The organism is Methylobacterium sp. 22177 (assembly GCF_052045615.1).
GTDB classification, from domain to species: Bacteria; Pseudomonadota; Alphaproteobacteria; order Rhizobiales; family Beijerinckiaceae; genus Methylobacterium; species Methylobacterium radiotolerans.
Genome location: NZ_JBQEPK010000038.1, coordinates 22,899 through 40,887 on the forward strand (window position 1 = coordinate 22,899; position 17,989 = coordinate 40,887).

General features: G+C 72.3%; 14 protein-coding genes and 1 tRNA gene. 10 read left to right on the top strand and 5 right to left on the bottom strand.

Annotated elements, in window-relative coordinates; all coding sequences use genetic code 11:
• The first annotated feature begins 27 nt into the window (after positions 1-27).
• Positions 28-2,145 carry a glycogen debranching protein GlgX gene (gene glgX / locus ACTJK8_RS25360; protein WP_440762716.1) on the top strand — a complete coding sequence of 706 codons (2,118 nt, stop codon included), beginning with the start codon at positions 28-30 and terminating at the stop codon, positions 2,143-2,145.
• A 36-nt stretch (positions 2,146-2,181) separates the two neighbouring features.
• Here the strand turns inward: glgX and ACTJK8_RS25365 are convergent, their stop codons facing one another.
• Together ACTJK8_RS25365 and ACTJK8_RS25370 are read right to left on the bottom strand one after the other, a co-directional pair.
• Complete coding sequence (locus ACTJK8_RS25365) at positions 2,182-3,126, bottom strand: ribose-phosphate pyrophosphokinase (RefSeq protein ID WP_012318471.1); 945 nt, start codon at positions 3,124-3,126, stop codon at positions 2,182-2,184.
• Between the two features lie 198 nt (positions 3,127-3,324).
• Positions 3,325-3,561 carry a DUF4170 domain-containing protein gene (locus ACTJK8_RS25370; protein ID WP_012318472.1) on the bottom strand — a complete coding sequence of 79 codons (237 nt, stop codon included), beginning with the start codon at positions 3,559-3,561 and terminating at the stop codon, positions 3,325-3,327.
• Between the two features lie 161 nt (positions 3,562-3,722).
• Here ACTJK8_RS25370 and ACTJK8_RS25375 point away from each other — a divergent pair, with 161 nt between their 5' ends.
• Positions 3,723-4,115: a hypothetical protein gene (locus ACTJK8_RS25375; RefSeq protein ID WP_012318473.1), complete on the top strand. Its 393-nt coding sequence runs from the start codon at positions 3,723-3,725 to the stop codon at positions 4,113-4,115.
• Between the two features lie 44 nt (positions 4,116-4,159).
• Here the strand turns inward: ACTJK8_RS25375 and ACTJK8_RS25380 are convergent, their stop codons facing one another.
• Positions 4,160-4,408: a hypothetical protein gene (locus ACTJK8_RS25380; protein ID WP_012318474.1), complete on the bottom strand. Its 249-nt coding sequence runs from the start codon at positions 4,406-4,408 to the stop codon at positions 4,160-4,162.
• Between the two features lie 210 nt (positions 4,409-4,618).
• Positions 4,619-4,711: transfer RNA gene (locus ACTJK8_RS25385), tRNA-Sec, on the bottom strand.
• Positions 4,712-4,842: 131 nt separating this feature from the next.
• On the opposite strand from ACTJK8_RS25385, the gene ACTJK8_RS25390 reads away from it, so the two are divergent.
• The 8 genes from ACTJK8_RS25390 to ACTJK8_RS25425 all read left to right on the top strand — a co-directional run bounded on the left by ACTJK8_RS25390 (position 4,843) and on the right by ACTJK8_RS25425 (position 15,528).
• Entirely contained in the window at positions 4,843-7,287 is a 2,445-nt protein-coding gene (locus ACTJK8_RS25390) for a sensor histidine kinase NtrY-like (RefSeq protein WP_012318475.1), read from the top strand.
• Complete coding sequence (gene ntrX / locus ACTJK8_RS25395) at positions 7,284-8,648, top strand: nitrogen assimilation response regulator NtrX (protein ID WP_012318476.1); 1,365 nt, start codon at positions 7,284-7,286, stop codon at positions 8,646-8,648. Before ACTJK8_RS25390 ends, ntrX begins: the two co-directional genes overlap by 4 nt.
• A 195-nt stretch (positions 8,649-8,843) precedes the next feature.
• Complete coding sequence (gene hfq / locus ACTJK8_RS25400) at positions 8,844-9,095, top strand: RNA chaperone Hfq (RefSeq protein WP_007563033.1); 252 nt, start codon at positions 8,844-8,846, stop codon at positions 9,093-9,095.
• A 340-nt stretch (positions 9,096-9,435) separates the two neighbouring features.
• Positions 9,436-10,848: a GTPase HflX gene (hflX, locus tag ACTJK8_RS25405; RefSeq protein ID WP_012318477.1), complete on the top strand. Its 1,413-nt coding sequence runs from the start codon at positions 9,436-9,438 to the stop codon at positions 10,846-10,848.
• A complete protein-coding gene (locus ACTJK8_RS25410; RefSeq protein ID WP_012318478.1) occupies positions 10,848-12,173 on the top strand; it encodes an adenylate/guanylate cyclase domain-containing protein in 1,326 nt (441 codons plus the stop codon). The genes hflX and ACTJK8_RS25410 overlap by 1 nt, the downstream gene beginning before the upstream one ends.
• 192 nt (positions 12,174-12,365) lie before the next feature.
• Positions 12,366-13,259 carry a putative selenate ABC transporter substrate-binding protein gene (locus ACTJK8_RS25415; RefSeq protein ID WP_440762717.1) on the top strand — a complete coding sequence of 298 codons (894 nt, stop codon included), beginning with the start codon at positions 12,366-12,368 and terminating at the stop codon, positions 13,257-13,259.
• 5 nt (positions 13,260-13,264) lie between these two features.
• Positions 13,265-13,933: an ATP-binding cassette domain-containing protein gene (locus tag ACTJK8_RS25420; protein ID WP_440762718.1), complete on the top strand. Its 669-nt coding sequence runs from the start codon at positions 13,265-13,267 to the stop codon at positions 13,931-13,933.
• Positions 13,933-15,528 (top strand): PhnE/PtxC family ABC transporter permease, encoded by a 1,596-nt coding sequence (locus tag ACTJK8_RS25425; protein WP_440762719.1) that lies wholly within the window; start codon positions 13,933-13,935, stop codon positions 15,526-15,528. The genes ACTJK8_RS25420 and ACTJK8_RS25425 overlap by 1 nt, the downstream gene beginning before the upstream one ends.
• A gap of 58 nt (positions 15,529-15,586) precedes the next feature.
• Here ACTJK8_RS25425 and ACTJK8_RS25430 read toward each other — a convergent pair whose 3' ends face one another.
• Positions 15,587-17,830, bottom strand: a complete 2,244-nt coding sequence (locus ACTJK8_RS25430) for a TonB-dependent siderophore receptor (protein ID WP_182180457.1) — start codon at positions 17,828-17,830, stop codon at positions 15,587-15,589.
• Positions 17,831-17,989: the final 159 nt, after the last annotated feature.

Genomic DNA, 17,989 nt, shown 5'->3' on the forward strand with positions numbered 1-17,989 from the left:
CGCCCTCCGTGTGACCGGACGCCCCGCATGATCGCCGTCGATGACGGGGTGCCGGCGCCGCTCGGCGCGCATTTCGACGGGCGCGGCGTCAACTTCGCCCTGTTCTCCGAGCACGCCACCGCGGTCGACATCTGCCTGTTCGAGCCGGGGGAGCGGCACGAGACCCGCACGGTCCGGCTGCCCTGCCGGACCGACGACGTCTGGCACGGCTACCTGCGCGGGGTGCTGCCGGGCCAGCTCTACGGCTACCGGGTGCACGGGCCCTGGGATCCGGCGAACGGGCACCGGTTCAACGCCTCGAAGCTGGTGCTCGACCCCTACGCGCGGGAGATCCGCGGCCGGATCCGCTGGCACGACGCGCTCTACGGGCACCGCCGGGGCCGGGAAGACCGCATCGACCGGCGCGACAGCGCGGTCTACATGCCGAAATGCGTGGTCACCGCCCCGGAGGTGCCCGACCTCGCGCTCAATCCGGTGCGCCGGCCGCTCGCCGAGACGGTGGTGTACGAGGCGCACGTCAAGGCGCTGACCCGCACCCATCCCGACATCCCCGAGGCGGAGCGCGGCACCTACGCGGCGCTCGCCCACCCGGCGATCATCGCGCATCTCGTGAAGCTCGGCGTCACCGCCCTGGAACTGCTGCCGATCCAGGCCTTCGCGGACGACCGCTTCCTGGTCGAGAAGGGGCTGGTCAATTTCTGGGGGTATCAGCCCCTGGGCTACTTCGCCCCGGACCCGCGCTACCTGGGGGAGGGCGGCCTCGGCGGCCTGAAGGCGGCGATCCGGGAGCTGAACGCCGCCGGGATCGAGACCTGGCTCGACGTGGTCTACAACCACACCGCCGAGGGCGACCACACCGGCCCGACCCTGTCGTTCCGCGGCATCGACAATGCCAGCTACTACAAGCTGGACCCCGCCGATCCGCGCCGCAATCTCGATTGCACCGGCTGCGGCAACACCTTCGACGCGAGCCACCCGCGGGTGATGCAGCTCGTGCTTGATTCCCTGCGCCACTGGGTCACCGCCTACGGCATCGCGGGCTTCCGCTTCGACCTCGCCTCGAGCCTCGGGCGCGCCCCGTTCGCCTTCACCCCGCAGGCGGCCTTCTTCCAGGCGGTGGCGCAGGATCCGGTCCTGGCCCGGGTCAAGATGGTGGCCGAGCCCTGGGACATCGGGGAGGGCGGCTACCAGCTCGGCGGCTACCCGCGCGGCTGGAGCGAGTGGAACGACAAGTTCCGCGACGCCACACGGGGCTTCTGGAAGGGCGATTCCGCCACCCTCGCCAAGGTCACGCAGGGGCTGACCGGCTCGCGCGAGGTGTTCGCCCCGTCCCGGCGCTCGCCGCTGGCCAGCGTCAACTTCATCGCCAGCCACGACGGCTACACGCTCGCCGACACGGTGGCGTACGAGGCGAAGCACAACGAGGCCAACGGCGAGGACAACCGCGACGGCCATAACCACAACGTCAGCCGCAACTACGGCGTCGAGGGCGACACCGACGACGCGGCGATCCTCGCCCTGCGCGCCCGGCAGAAGCGCAACATGCTGGCGACCGTGATGCTGGCCCAGGGCGTCCCGATGCTGCTCATGGGCGACGAGCGCTCCCGCAGCCAGGGCGGCAACAACAACGCCTACGCCCAGGACAACCCGACGAGCTGGATGGACTGGAGCGTCGATCCGGATCCCGCCCTCACGGACTTCGTCGCCAACCTGCTGGCCCTGCGCCGGGCTCAACCGGCCCTGCGGCGGCGACGCTTCTTCACGGGCGCGCTGATCGACCCCGACGAGCCGCTGCGCGACGTGCACTGGCTCTCCCCCGAGGGCATCGAGATGGAGGTCCGGCACTGGTCCGACGACGGGCTCCAGGTGTTCGGCATGCAGATCGGCAACGACGGCGATCCGGGCGACCGCCTGCTGATGCTGTTCAATGCCGGGGCGGAGGCCGTCGGCTTCCGCCTCGCCCCGGTGATCGGCGGCCCGTGGATGCCGGTCTTCGACACGGGCGAGCCCGCGGGCGCCCGCGCCCCCGGCGCGCCGGCGATCGCGGCCGGGGGCGCCGTGCCGCTGCCGGGCCGCACGGTCCTGGTGCTCACCGCGCCGGGAACGGAGACCGGCGACCGGGGCGGCTGGGTGCAGGGCCGGTAGGGGCGGGGCGCCCCCGGGATCGGCCGGGAGGCGCCGTCAGTCGAACAGGCTGGACACGCTGGACTCGGTCGCGGTCCGGCCGATCGCCTCGCCGAGCAGCGGCGCGATCGTCGCCACCCGGATGTTGCGGGCGAGCTTGACGGCCTGCGTCGGCTGGATCGAGTCGGTGATCACCAGTTCCTTCATCCGCGAGGCGGCGATGCGGGAGACCGCGCCCCCCGACAGGACGCCGTGCGTGATGTAGGCCGAGACGTCCTTGGCGCCGGCGTTGAGCAGGGCCTCGGCGGCGTTGACCAGGGTGCCGCCCGAATCGACGATGTCGTCGACGAGGATGCAGGAGCGGCCCTCGACCTCGCCGATGATGTTCATCACCTCGGACTCGCCCGGGCGCTCGCGGCGCTTGTCGACGATGGCCAGCGGGCAGTCGATCCGCTTGGCGATGGCGCGGGCCCGGACCACGCCGCCCACGTCCGGCGACACCACCATCCGGTCGGCGCTCGGCAGCCGCTCCTTGATGTCGCGCACCATCACGGGGGCGGCGAACAGGTTGTCGGTGGGGATGTCGAAGAAGCCCTGGATCTGGCCGGCGTGGAGGTCGAGGGTCAGGACGCGGTCGGCGCCGGCCTCGGTGATGAGGTTCGCCACCAGCTTGGCCGAGATCGGGGTGCGGCCGGAGGTGCGCCGGTCCTGCCGCGCGTAGCCGAAATACGGGATCACCGCCGTGATGCGCCGGGCCGAGGACCGGCGCGCGGCGTCGATCATGATCAGCAGCTCCATCAGGTGGTCGTTCGCCGGGAACGAGGTCGACTGGACGATGAACACGTCCTCGCCGCGCACGTTCTCCTGGAGCTCGACGAAGATCTCCATGTCGGCGAAGCGCCGGACCATGCACTTGGCGAGCGGCAATTCGAGATAGGCCGCGATCGCCTCGGCCAGGGGCCGGCTGGCATTCCCGGCGATGATCTTGATCGAGGATTTCATGGGCGACCGCTCGCTGGCGGCCGGACCTCCCGCCGCTCTTGTTCAGACCGGTCTCCCGAGGAGCCGGAACGATCCGATGACGGGCGAGGCTCTTAGCAGCGGGCAGGAAGTGTCACAATGCCTTCACGGCCGCCCCGCACGCACCGCGGGTGCCCGCGGCGGACCCGGAGCCGGGCCGGGGCCGCGCGCGCGGTCCCCTCAGGGGGCCGGCGGCTCCAGCAGCCGGTGCAGGTGCACCACGAAGTAGCGCGTCTGCGCGCTGTCGACGGTGGCCTGGGCCTTGGCCCGCCACGCGGCCTGGGCGGAGGCGTAGTCCGGGAAGATGCCGACGATGTCGAGGTTCCGGATGTCCCGGAACCGGACCCCGTCGAGATCCTGCAATTCACCGCCGAAGACCAAGTGCAGCTTCTGGTCGCTGTCGATTGCCGTCGTCATGGCCCGTCCTCCGTTCCTCGGCGGCGCTCGCAAATGGCGGGCCCGCGGTCAAGCCTGAACATCCGCAGGCGAGCCCTGAGCCCGCCGCAGGCCTGCGCGGCGGCCGGGCGCGGCGCCGCGGCGGATGCGCAACCCCGGACGCGCCGTGCTACGAGCGGCCCATGACACGCCGCCCTCTCTCCGACGCCGTCCTCGTCGCGCTGGCCCTCGGCCTCGGCGCCGCGCCGGTTCAGGCGCAGCAGGCGCCCCGCGCGCGCGCCGACAGGAGCGCCCCGGACCGGCGGGCCGGGCCGCCGGTGATCGGCTGCCCGTCGCTGGCCAATTACCGCATGCTGATGCGCGACGGCGCGGCGGCCGCCGCGGCGCACCTGGCCGATCCCAAGGCGGACCATCTCGGCTGCGCGGCGCTGGCGCGCACGGAGCTCACCGGCATCGTCGACAAGGTGATGCTGGGCGGCCAGAGCTACGACTGCGCCGGCGTGCGCGGCACGACGGCCTGCCACTGGATCGCGCCCGGGACGATTCCCGAGGCTCCCGCGCCGGCCAAGCGGTGAAGGAGCGGTGACGGAGCGGTGACGGACGGGCCCTCGGCCCGGGCTCAGCGCAGGTGGCCGCTGGCGCGCAGATCCCGCTCGACGGCGTCGTGGAGGGCCTGGAGGGGATTGTCGTTGATGGCGGCGGGCGGGTGCAAGGGCGCCATCGGGGCGGGCCGGGTGTCGAGGCCCGGCAGGATCGCGGCCTCGGTGCCCGGCCGAAGCGCGGGCCGTCGCACAGGCCGGCGCGCCGCGAGGGTCCGCAGCGCCTCGCGGGCGCCGGGCGGGAGGAACGTGACGAGTCTGTCCAGCATGGCCGGCCTCAGCGCGCACGGCCGGCCGAGGCCGGCGGGGACGGGACGATGGTGGCGGACCGGTTCTTCACGAGGGCACCCGTGCGGGATCGACCGCGGGAAACGAGCCGGCACCTCCACAGTTCCGATGCAGCAGTATTGCGAATTTTATCGCACGTGTCGCCTGGATATCGGCGAACACTGATCTGCCGATCGCGACTGCGCGAAGAGTGGCGGAAGCGGATGGGAATCGAACCCACCGTACGCTGTTGGCGTACCGCTGGTTTTGAAGACCAGGAGGGCCACCAGACCCCGTTCGCCTCCACGGCCGGGGGTACGGGCGGGGCGGGGCGGGGTCAAGGCCGGCCGCCTGCGGCGGATCGCGCCGCCGGTCCGCCGCCCGGGCGCCCGGATTCGTATTAATTCCGCCACACTGTTGTGGCCTTGCACCAGTCATGCCGTTCCTGAGACGCTCACGGACAGAGGAAGGCCCCGCGCCGGTCCCCGAGAGGGGTGCCGACGGGACGGGCGAGACCGCGGACCAGCAGGACGCGGGCACGCCCGCGGGTGCCGACGCGGCCCAGCCGTCCGGCACGCCCCTGGCGGAATCGCTGCGGCCGGGCCCGCGCGGTCCCGGCTGGATCGGCGCCGCCATGGTGGTCACCGCCCTGGTCTCGGCGCTCGCGACCTTCCTGATCCTGGCCGGGGTGATCCGGGTGACGCCGACGCCGGCCTACGGCGTGACGCTGCTCGCCATCAACGCCGCCCTGGTGCTCGGCCTCGCGGTCATCATCGCCTGGGAGGCGCGGGTCTTCCTGCACGCCCGCAAGGCCAACGCCGCGGTGGCGCGGCTGCACACCCGCATCGTCGGCCTGTTCTCGCTGATCGCGATCCTGCCGACGATCCTGCTCGCCGTGGTCGCCTCGGTGACGATCGACCGGGGCCTGTCGCTCGGCTTCACCGACCGGGTCCGCGACGTGGTGCTGAAATCCGTGGAGGTGGCCGACGCCTACCAGGAGAACCAGTGCCAGAGCCTCGCCCGCGAGATCCGCATCCTCGCCGACGACCTGACCCGGGCCCGGCCGAACTTCGACGTGAACCGGGACTGGTTCCAGACCTTCCTGACCACCCGGGCGACCAATCTCGGCCTGCCGGTGGCGCAGATCATGCGCGGGCCGACCGAGGTGGTGGCCCGGGCCAAGATCGACGTCCTGAAGACGAACCGGCTGCCCTCGGCGGCGGCCTTCGAGGACGCGGCCAACTCCGCCGACCCGATCTGCCTCCTGCCCACCGAGGGCCGGGTCTTCGCCGCGCTGCTGCGCATGCCGGCCTACGACGACGCCGTGCTGATGGTGCAGCGGGAGGTGAGCCAGCTCGCCATCGAGTTCCCCGGCGTCTCCCGGGCGGCGGCGGCCGAGTACCTCACCTACGACTCGCTGCGCCGCTCGATCCAGATCACCTTCGCGTCGGTGTTCCTGCTGATCGCCCTGATCGCGCTGCTCTCGGCCGTCTGGTTCGGGATGAACTTCGCCAACCGGTTCGTGGCGCCGATCCGGCGGCTGATCAACGCCGCCGACCAGGTGGCGTCGGGCAACTTCTACGCCCAGGTGCCGACCAAGAAGACCAGCGGCGACCTCGCCCATCTCGGCGAGAGCTTCAACAAGATGACCCAGGAGCTGCGCCGCCAGCACGCCGGCCTGATCGCCGCGAGCGACCTGATCGACACCCGCCGCCGCTTCACCGAGGCCGTGCTGTCGGGGGTCTCGCCCGGGGTGATCGGCCTGGACGCGGCGGGCTTCGTCACCATCGCCAACCCGGCCGCCGAGCGGATGGTCGACCTCGCGAGCGACGCGCTCGTCGGCCAGCCGCTGGCCCGCGCGGTGCCGGAGCTCGCGCCGGTGCTGGCCGAGAGCGAGGCGCGCCCGCGCAGCCTGCAGCAGCAGCAGGTCCAGCTCACCCGGTCCCGGGGCGAGCGCACCATCACGGTGCGGGTCACGAGCGAGCAGGCGCAGGGGGCCTCCCGCGGCTCGGTGGTGACGCTCGACGACATCACCGACCTCGTCCAGGCGCAGCGCAGCTCCGCCTGGGGCGACGTGGCGCGCCGCATCGCCCACGAGATAAAGAACCCGCTGACCCCGATCCAGCTCTCCGCCGAGCGGATCCGGCGCAAGTACGGGAAGGTCATCACCGCCGACAAGGAGGTGTTCGACCAGTGCACCGCCACGATCGTCCGGCAGGTGGACGAGATCAAGCGCATGGTCGACGAGTTCTCGGCCTTCGCGCGGATGCCGAAGCCGGCCATCGCGCCGAACGACCTCACCGAGATCGCCAAGCAGAACCTGTTCATGATGCGCGTGGCGCACCCGGACATCGACTTCGCGTTCTCGGCCCAGACGGGCGCGGCGGAGGGCGGCGCCGGCGAGTCCGAAAAGATCGTGGCGGCCTTCGACATCCGGCTGCTCAGCCAGGTGATCACCAACATCCTCAAGAACGCCGTCGAGGCGGTGGCCGAGGTGCCGGAGGCCGAGCTCGGCAAGGGCAAGATCTCCTTGAGCCTCGCCGTCGAGGACGGGTTCGCGGTGATCGCCGTCACCGACAACGGCAAGGGATTTCCGGCCGAGGGGCGCCAGCGCCTGCTCGAGCCCTACATGACCACCCGCGAGGGTGGCACCGGACTGGGGCTTGCTATCGTCAGCAAGGTGCTGGAGGAGCACGGCGGCGGGATCGAGCTGAACGACAATCCCGCCGGCCGCGGCGGCCAGGTCCGGATGCGGGTCCCGCGCGAGCACGGGCCCGAACCGGCGGCGGCCCCTGAGATCGGTCCTCAGACCAGTCCCGTCACGACAGAGGAGAAGGGCGCCGCGCCGACGGCCCCCCGGATCGCGGAGATGCACGCATGAGCGCCGATATCCTGATCGTCGACGACGAGGCCGACATCCGCGACCTCGTCGCCGGGATCCTGGACGACGAGGGCCACCGCTGCCGCACGGCCGGCGGCTCGGACGAGGCGCTCGCCGCCATCGAGGCGCGCCGGCCGCACCTCGTCTTCCTCGACATCTGGCTCCAGGGCTCCCGGCTCGACGGCCTGCAGGTGCTCGACCTGATCAAGGCCGCCAACCCGGACCTGCCGGTGGTGATGATCTCGGGCCACGGCAACATCGAGACCGCGGTCTCGGCGATCAAGGCGGGCGCCTACGACTTCATCGAGAAGCCGTTCAAGGCCGACCGGCTGATCCTGGTGGCCGAGCGGGCGCTGGAGGCCTCCCGGCTCCGGCGCGAGGTCCGCGACCTGACGGCGCGCTCGGGCGCGACCAACCGCATCGTCGGCACCTCGCTCGCCATCAACCAGCTGCGCCAGACCCTCGACCGGGTGGCGCCGACCAACGCCCGGGTGATGATCACCGGGGCGCTGGGCTCCGGCAAGGAGCTCGCGGCGCGCAGCCTGCACAAGGCCTCGGCCCGCGCGAACGGCCCGTTCGTGCTCCTGAACGCCGCCGCCATCCTGCCCGAGACCATGGAGGCCGAGCTGTTCGGGGTCGAGGGCGAGAGCGGCCGGCGCGTCGGCGCCCTGGAGGAGGCCCACGGCGGCACCCTCTACCTCGACGAGGTCGCCGACATGCCGCGCGAGACCCAGAACCGGATCCTGCGCGTCCTCGTCGACCAGAACTTCCAGCGGGTCGGCGGCACGACGCGGGTGCACGTGGACGTGCGCATCATCTCCTCGTCCTCCCGGGACCTTCAGGAGGAGATCGCCGCCGGCCGCTTCCGCGAGGACCTGTTCCACCGCCTCTCGGTGGTGCCGATCCGGGTGCCGGCCCTGTCGGAGCGCCGGGAGGACGTGCCCGAGCTGATCCAGTTCTTCATGGACAACATCTCGTCCCAGACCGGCCTGCCCAAGCGCCGGATCGCCGAGGACGCGATGGCGGTGCTGCAGTCGCACAACTGGCCGGGGAACGTCCGCCAGCTCAAGAACAACGTCGAGCGGCTGATGATCCTCACGCAGGCCGACCCGGAGCAGGAGGTCACCTCCGAGATGCTGCCCTCCGAGATCGGCGCCCTGGTGCCGACGACGCCGGGGGGCGCGGGCGGCGAGAAGCTGATGAGCCTCGCGCTGCGCGAGGCCCGCGAGATCTTCGAGCGCGAGTACCTCGTGGCGCAGATCGCCCGGTTCTCGGGCAACATCTCGCGCACCGCCGAGTTCATCGGCATGGAGCGCTCGGCCCTGCACCGCAAGTTGAAGTCCCTCGGCATCGGCCCGTGAGGCCGCGGCGCCGGGGCGCGCGTTGAGGGCGGGGCCGATCCGTCACGGATCGGCTGGAACGGGGGTTGCTTGCGCCCACGCTTTCACGTCGTCATGGTGCTTGTATACACGACGCCGGACCGGATGATCGGACGATCCGGCCCGCGGCATACCCATCCGGGCCGAGTGAGCCGGGACAACAAGAAGGCCAAGAAGATGGCGGGCGAACGCGCACAGAACCTTCAGGACACCTTTCTCAACCATGTCCGCAAGAACAAGATCCCGCTGACGATCTTCCTCGTCAACGGCGTCAAGCTCCAGGGCGTGGTGACGTGGTTCGACAATTTCTGCGTGCTGCTGCGCCGGGATGGCCATTCCCAGCTGGTCTACAAGCACGCGATCTCCACGATCATGCCGGGCCACCCGGTGCAGCTGTTCGAGCCGGACGAGACCGCCGAGAAGGCGTGAGGGCCGGCGGCAGGACGAGGGCGGGGCCGCTGCGTCGGATGACCGTCGCCCGGGCGTAGACTCGCGCGTCCGGCCCGGGCCTCTCGCGCCGTCATTCCGGGGCGCCGCAGGCGAGCCCGGGATCCGCGAACGCGACGGGTTCCCGGAGCCGGCACGGCGGCGGGTCCGGATCCCGGTCCCCGCCGCGCGGCCCTCGGGAAGACGGCGCGGCTGCGGCGCGGCTGCGGATATCCGCCGCGTTTCCGCCTCCGAGCCTTGGCCCGGCGCGCCCGCATCCCCATTCTGTCGAGTCCGAGTTCTCGAACGAAGCCGCCGGCGTCCCGGCGGTGCCAAAGGCCGTATGACCGAAACGCTGACGTCCGGCGAAGCCCGCCTCCAGGCGCAGGCCGCCCCCGAGGGCGAGATCGCCGCGGCGACCCACACCCTGGTGATCGGCCCCTACCTCGCGCGCGGCGCGGCGGGGGCCGGCCCCGGACCGGCCGCGCCGTCGCGCTCCGTGGAGGCCCGCCTCGACGAGGCGACCGGGCTGGCCGCCGCGATCGAGCTCGACGTGGTCGAGAGCCTCGCGATCAGCCTGCCGCGGATCCGGCCCTCGACCTATCTCGGCAAGGGCCGGGTCGAGGAGATCGCCGGCCTGATCCGCGCCCGCGAGATCGGCCTCGTCGTGATGGACTGCGCCCTGTCGCCGGTGCAGCAGCGCAACCTCGAGAAGGCCTGGGGCGCCAAGGTCATCGACCGCACCGGCCTGATCCTGGAGATCTTCGGGCGCCGCGCCTCGACCCGGGAGGGCACGCTGCAGGTCGAGCACGCCCACCTCGCCTACCAGAAGTCCCGGCTCGTGCGCTCCTGGACCCACCTGGAGCGCCAGCGCGGCGGCTTCGGCTTCCTGGGCGGCCCCGGCGAGACCCAGATCGAGGCCGACCGGCGCATGATCCAGGAGCGCATGACCCGGATCGAGCGCGACCTCGACGCGGTGGTGCGCACCCGCGGCCTGCACCGGCAGAGCCGGGCGCGGGTGCCGTACCCGATCGTGGCGCTGGTGGGCTACACGAACGCCGGCAAGTCGAGCCTGTTCAACGCCCTGACCCGGGCCGAGGTCACCGCCAAGGACATGCTGTTCGCCACCCTCGATCCGACCGCCCGGGCGACCAAGCTGCCCCACGGCGAGACCGTGATCCTGTCCGACACGGTGGGCTTCATCTCCGACCTGCCGACGCCGCTGATCGCGGCCTTCCGGGCGACGCTCGAGGACGCCATCGAGGCCGACGTGCTGCTGCACGTGCGCGACGTCTCCCACGTCGATTCCGAGGCCCAGGCCGAGGATGTCGGGGCGGTGCTGCGCGAACTCGGCATCGAGACCAGCGCCGACCGGATCATCGAGGTCTGGAACAAGGCCGACCTCCTCGACGACGACGAGCGCACCCGCCTCCTGAACCTCAGCGGCCAGGCCAGGGCCCGCAACGACCGGGACAGCGCCGCGCCGGTCCTGGTCTCGGCCCTGACCGGGGAGGGGCTCGCCGCCCTCACCAGCCGGATCGAGGCGCGGGTCGGGCGCAACCGCGCGAGCTTCGCGGTGGCGCTGCCGCCGGAGGACGGGGCGGCGCTGAACTGGCTCTACGAGAACGCCGAGATCCTCGACCGCCGCTCGGAGGCCGACGGCACTCTGCACCTCGCGATCCGGATCGCCCCCGAGAAGGAGCCGCGCTTCCTCAACCGCTTCGCGGCGGCCCGGCGCCTCGGCCGGGGCGGCTGATGGCCTCGGGCAGCGCCGGCAACCCGACGCTCTCCGCGCTGGGGCCCGCGCGGGCTCCGGCCGAGCGCCGGGCGGATCCCGGATCGGACGACGAGGCGGTGCTGCGGGCCATGCAGGCCGGCGGCGGCCTGCGCCTGCTCGGCCTGCGGGTGGTGATCGTGCTGGTGCTGCTGATGGCGGCCCAGGCCTATGACGGCTCGCTGCACGCCCTGAGCCACTGGCTCATCCTCGGCCTGTACGGGCTCGGCACGGTCTGGTTCGGGCTCCGCGAGCGGGGCGGCGGCCCCGCGGCCAACGCCTACAGCTGGGCCGGCACCGGGCTCAATGCCGGGCTCGCCGTCTACGTGATCATCGAGCACATGCTGGCCGGCGGCGGGGCGGGGCTCGGCGCCGACGCGGTGAGCCGCCTGCCCGCCTTCCTGCTCCTGCTCCAGACCGGCCTGAGCATGCGGGTGGCGCAGACCCTGCTGTTCTGCGGGCTCGTCACCGTCTGCTGGAGCGCGGCCTTCCTGGTCGGCCTGGTCCATCCCGACCTGTTCCCGAACGCCGACACCTTCCCGACCGCGCAGGTCACCGGGCTCGCCACCTTCATGGTGGCGGGCCTCCTGGTGGTCGACGGCATGATCCGCCTGCGCGCCGCGGTGGCGCGGGCCCTGCGCATGGAGCACGAGCGCTCCCAGCTCGCCCGCTTCGTGCCCGACACGGTCGCCCTCGACCTCGCCGCCGAGGACGGCGATTCCGGCCTCGGCATCCACCGGCGCCACGCCTGCCTGATGATCCTCGACATCCGCGGCTTCTCGCGGCTCTCCCGGGAGCACCCGCCCGAGGCCATGGTGACGGCCCTGCTGGCGGTCCGGGCGGCCGCCCAGGCGGCGGTGGCGGAGCAGGGCGGCCTCGTCGACAAGTACATCGGCGACGCGGTGCTGGTGCAGTTCGTCGTCGGACACCCCGACGCCCAGGCGCGCGCGGCGCTCGCCTGCGCCCTGTCGATCCACGACCGGATCGCCGCGCTCAACGCGGCCCGCACCCGGGAGGGGCTGTTCCCCCTGCGCGTGGTCGTCGCCCTGCACGCGGGCGACCTCCTGGTCGGGGTCTTCGACGACGGGGTGCGGGCCGAGTACACGGTGCTGGGCCCGGCGATGAACGCCCTGGCGCGGATCGAGACCCGGGCCAAGGCGGCCGAGATCGAGCTCGCCGCCTCGGGGGATTTCCTGGATCTGCTCGGCGGCGTCCTCCCGGCCGGGATCCGGGCCGTCCCGGTGCCGGACGCCGCCCTGCCGGAGCACCTCACGCTGTCGGCGATCGCGGTGGCGCCGGGTCCCTGAGGCGAGCCGGCCCGCGCGGAGCGCAGGCCTCGCTGCGGTGTCCGCTGCCGCGGGCGGGCTCGCAGCGCCGTGAGGCTGGCGGCCGCGGCAACTTCTGCTACGCCCGCCGGGATGTGAGCCCACCGTGCGTGGGCGCGGTGTAACGAGGAAGCGATGCTGGGATCGAGGCCGGGATCGAGGTCGGGTTCGAGGGTGAGATCAGGACGGTTGGGACGGCTCGTCCTGGGGGCATTGGCGGTCCTGGCCGCGCCGGCGCAGGCGCAGGAGAAGCCGGCCGCGAAGGCGCTCCCGCCCCTCGTCTTCACCGGCATTCCCGACCAGGACGAGAGCCGGCTGGTCGAGCGCTTCGGCAAGGTCGCCGCCTATCTCGAGACCAGGCTCGGCGTGCCGGTGCGCTACATCCCGGTGAAGAGCTACCCGGCGGCGGTCACCGCCTTCACCAACGGGCAGGTGCAGCTCGCGTGGTTCGGCGGCTTCACCGGCGTCCAGGCGCGCAAGGCCGTGCCGGGCTCCCAGGCGATCGCGCAGGGCGCCGAGGACGCCGCGTTCAAGACCTACCTCATCGCCAACGCCGCCACCGGGCTGAAGCCGGAGAAGGATTTCCCGACGGCCATCGCCGGAAAAACCTTCACGTTCGGCGCCCGCGCCTCGACCTCCGGGCGGCTGATGCCCGAGTACTTCATCCGGCAGGCCTTCCCGGGGAAGACCCCCGAGCAGGTCTTCGCCCGGGTGGGCTTCTCGGGCGACCACACCCGCACGATCCAGCTGGTCCAGTCCGGCGCCTTCGCGGTCGGCGCCGTCGACTACTCGGTCTGGGACCTCGACTCGAAGGCCGGCAAGGTCGACCGACAGGCGGTCTCGGTGATCTGGGAGAGCCCGACCTTCCCCGACTACCAGTGGACCGTGCGGGGCGACGTGGAGCAGACCTACGGCGCCGGCTTCACCGACAGGCTGCGGGCCGCGCTGACCGGCATCACCGATCCGGCGATCCTGGAACCGTTCGGGCGCTCGCGATTCATCCCCGTGGCCAACGCGGCCTACCAGCCCCTCGTCGCGGTCGGACGCTCCACCGGCCTCCTGGACTGACGCGGGTGTCGGGCGGCGCGGCCATCGTCCTCGCGAACGCCTCCGCGGCCTATGACGGGCGCCCGGTCCTGTCGGGCCTCGACCTGACCGTGCGGGCGGGCGAGCGGGTCGCGCTCATGGGGCGCTCGGGCGCCGGCAAGTCGACCCTGATCGGCCTGATCCACGGGCAGGCCCCCGAGCGGGTGGCGCTGGTGCCGCAGGCCGCCGCCCTGGTGCGCCCGCTCTCGGTGTTCCACAACGTCTACATGGGCCGCCTCGACCGTCGCTCGACCCTGCACAACCTGCGCACCCTGGTCCGGCCGGCGCGGGCCGACGTCGCCGCCGTGGAGGCGGTCCTCGACCGGGTCGGGCTCGCGGACCGGCTCTGGGCCCGGGCCGGGGCGCTCTCCGGCGGCCAGCAGCAGCGCGTCTCGGTGGCCCGCGCCCTCTACAACGGCCGGCCGATCCTGGTCGGGGACGAGCCGGTCTCGGCTCTGGACCGCCAGCAGGGCGGCCGGATCCTCGCCGAGCTGGCCCGCGGCCACGAGACCCTGATCCTGGCGCTCCACGACGTGGCCCTGGCGCTCGCCCACACCGACCGGATCGTGGTGCTGGAGGCCGGCCGGATCGTCCTCGACGCGCCCTCGGCCGGCCTCGACCCGGCGCGGCTCAGCCCGTTCTACGGGGCCGCCTGATGCGCGCGGTCGCGCGCAAGGCCGCGCGCAAGCCCGCGTTCAAGCCCGCGTTCAAGCCCGCGCGCCTGCCGCGGCCGGGCTACGGGGCGGTGAGCCGCTGGTTCCTGGCCGCGGCGCTCGCCGGCCTGCTGGTGGCCGACCTGCAGGTCACGACGCTCCACCCCTTCGCCGACCTCGCCCGGCTCCTCGGCGGCCTGATCCGGCCCGACTTCCCCGCCGTGGAGGGCTGGAGCGTCGTCTACACCGTGGCTTTCGCGATGCTGGGCGTCGGGCTCGGGGCCGGAGCGGGGCTGCTGCTCGCCGTCCCCTTCGGCCGCTCGCGCGCCGTCCGGCTCGCCTGCGCGGGCCTGCGCGCCGTCCACGAGCTGTTCTGGGCGCTGCTGCTGATGCAGGTCTTCGGCCTGTCGGCGACCACCGGCGTACTCGCCATCGCGCTGCCCTACGCGGGCATCTGCGCCAAGGTCTACGCCGAGCTGATCGAGGAGGCCGACCTCGCGGCGCTCCGGGTCCTGCCCGCGGGCACCGGCGCGGTCTCGGCCTTCCTGTACGCGCGCCTGCCCGAGGTGGCCGGGCGGATGCGCGACTACACCCTCTATCGCCTGGAATGCGGCCTGCGCTCCAGCCTCGTGCTCGGCTTCATCGGGCTGCCGACCATGGGCTTCGCCTTCGAATCCGCCTTCCGCCAGGGCCGCTACGCCGAGGCGGGGGCGCTGCTCCTGATCTTCTACGCGCTGATCGGCACGCGGCGGCTCTGGGTGCGCGCCCGGACCCTGCCCGTCCTGCTCGTCGGGTCCGCGCTGGCGCTGCCGGCGACGGTCGGCAGCGCGGCGGTCGGCCCGAGCCTCGCCCGCTTCCTCGGCCACGACGTCGTACCGGCCCCGCTCCGGGGCGCGTCGCTCGCCGAGCCCGAGACCTGGGCGCGGCTCTGGTCGTGGCTGCGCCCGATCCTGACCGAGCAGGTCCTGCCCGGCACCGCCCAGACCCTGGTCCTGGCGCAGGTCGCCCTGGCCGCCACCGCCCTCGGAGCCCTCGTCCTGTTCCCGCTGACCGCGCGGCGCTTCGCAGGCCCGGTCGGGCAGCCGCTGGGGCGGGCGCTCCTCGTGGTGGTGCGCTCCACGCCGGACTACATGCTGGCCTATGTGGGCCTGCAGCTGCTCGGCCCCTCGATGCTGCCGGCGATCCTGGCGCTGGCGCTGCACAATGCCGGCATCGTCGCCTACCTGATGGGCCGGCACGCCGACGCGATCCCCTACCGGGCGGACGCGCCGCGGGGCCTCGACCTCTACGCCTACGAGACCGTGCCGCGGCTCTACGGGCAGTTCCTGGCCTACCTGCTCTACCGCTGGGAGCTGATCCTGCGGGAGAGCGCGATCTTCGGGATCCTGGGGGTCATGACGCTCGGCTTCTACGTGGACGCCGCGATCTCGGAGCTGCGCCTCGACGTGGCCGCGGTGCTGATCGCCGCCACCGCCCTGATGACGGTGGCGGTCGACGCGTTCTCGCGGGCGCTGCGCCGGTCCCTGCGGATCGACGCCCTGCCGACCCGGCTCTCCGGGCCGCAGCCGATCACCGGGGCGGAGGCGGCGGACGGCTGATCCGGGCGCAGCGGATCACGACGACCGGGCGGTCACGACGGGGACCGCCCGAGCCGCCTCACCACTTGTAGCTGACCTTCGCCAGCACCCGCCGGGCGTCGCCGTAGAAGCACGACACGTTCGACTGGCAGGAGGCGACGTAGCGCCGGTCGGCGAGGTTCGAGGCGTTCACCTGGAAGCGCCAGTTCTCGTAATCGTAGTGCACCTGCGCGTCGAACAGCACGTAGTCGGGCACCCGCAGGGTGTTGCCGACATCCGCGAACGAGCTGCCGACGTAGCGCACGCCGCCGCCGAAGCCGAAGCCGCGCCACGGCCCGAGCGGGATGGTGTAGTCGGCGAACAGCGAGGCCAGGGTCTGCGGGATGTTGACCGGCGTCTTGCCGACCCGCACCGGATCGGCGTCCCGGATGGTGGTGAAGTCGAACTTGGTGAAGGACGCCACGAGGTTGAGGCCGTCGGCGATGTTGGCGACGAGCTGCGCCTCGAAGCCGGTGGAGCGCACCGCGCCGACCTGGGTCTGGAAGATCGTGTTCACCGGGTTGGGGGTGAGCACGTTGTTGCGGTGGATGTCGAAGCCCGCCAGCGTCAGGAAGTAGCCCTGGCCCGGCGGCTCGAACTTGACGCCGCCCTCGACCTGATCGCCGGTATCGGGTCTGAAGGTGCGGTTGTTGATGTCCACGCCGATCTGGGGCTGGAACGAGGTCGCGTACATGATGTAGGGCGCGAGGCCGAAGTCGAAGTTGTAGATCGCCGCCGCCCGGTAGGTGAAGGCGCTGTCGTTGCGGCCGTTGGTGTTGGCGGGGGTCAGGCGGTCGTAGACGGTGTTCTGGACGAAGTCCTGGCGGCCGCCGAGGATCAGGGTCAGCTCCGGGGTGAGCTTGATCTGGTCCTGGAAGTACAGGCCGACCTGCTGGAACGAGTTGGCGTTGATCAGGTAGGGCGAGGCCGAAACCGTCTGCGGACCGTAGATCGGCGCGAGGATGTTCAGGTCGGGCCCGGGGAAGCCCGAGGCCTGGTTGTCGTGGATCTGGAAGTTCCGGTACTCGACGCCCATCAGGAAGTCGTGGCGGAAGAAGCCGTCGGAGAACTTGGCCTCGGCCTGGGTGTCGACGTCGAGCTGCGCGATCTTGGCCGAATCCCGGAACAGGTAGCGGCCGAGCTGGGTCTGGAGCGGGTCGGTGTAGCCGAGCTGGCCGATGTAGGAATTCTGGAAGCTCTGCGTGTAGCCGTAGCGGGCGTTCTGGCGCACCGCCCAGGTGTCGTCGAAGACGTGCTCGAACTCGTAGCCGATGAAGGCCTGGTCGCGCCGGAAGGTGTTGAAGCCGGCATCGCCCACGTTGAGCGAGCGCGGGATGCGCAGGCCGAGCACGGTCGGCCGGGCCGTGCCGTAGTAGGGCAGGAAGTTCGCCGTCACCGCCGTGTTGTCGTGCTGGAAGCTCGACAGGACCGTGAACTTGGTCGACCCGTCCGGCTTATAGGTGAAGGCCGGGGCGATGTAGTAGCTGTCGTCCGGCGCCCCCTGGACCTGCGTGCCGCCGTTGCGGGCGTAGCCGGTGAGCCGGGTGAACCAGTGCCCCTCGGCGTCGGCCGGGCCGCCGACGTCGAAGGCGGCGTAGCGCTGGTCGAAGGAGCCGCCGCCGACCTCGACGAGCCCGAACGGGGTCTCGGTCGGGCGCTTGCTGATCTGGTTGATCAGGCCGCCGGGATTGCCGGCGCCGAACAGCACCGCGGAGGGGCCGCGCAGCACCTCGATCCGCTCCAGCCCGAACGTGTTCACCCGGCTGTAGGCGAAGCCGTAGTTCAGGAGCTGCAGGCCGTTGAGGTAGAGGCCGTAATCGCTGACCACGAAGCCGCGCAGCTGGAAGAAGTCGAGGCGCGTGTCGGCGCCGAAGGTGCCCGCGTAGGTGCCGGCGACGTACTGGGTCGCCTGGGTGAGGGTCTGGGCGTTCTGGGTGTCGAGCTGCTGCCGGCCCACGACGGTGATCGATTGCGGGGTCTCGATCAGCGGCGTGTTGGTCTTGGTCGCGGTCGCCGAGCGCCGGGCCACGTAGCCGTCGATCGGGCCGGTCGGGCTCTCCGCGGCCCGCACGGGCGCGCCGGCGGGGACCCCGGAGGCCGGGCCGCCGCCCTGGCCGGTGACGCTCAGCTCCCCGAGCTGCACGCTGCCGCCGGCCGGCGGGTTGGCGCCGCCGCGGCGCGGCGCCGCGTCCTGGGCGAGGCTCGGCGCGGCCTGCGCCAGCACGGCGAGCGAGGCGCCGGCGAGCAGGGCGCGCAGGGTGGGGCGGGGGTGGGCGGCTCTCATGGTCCCTTGCCGGATGCGACGCTGCGGGCAGCCGGCCGCGCGCGCCGGATTCGCCCCCGACGTCTCAGCCGCGCTGTTTAGAATTGTGATAAACTACTGTAATACTTGATCTTTCTATACACCGGACTACGGACAGCCGCGCGCGGCCGCAAGCGGCCT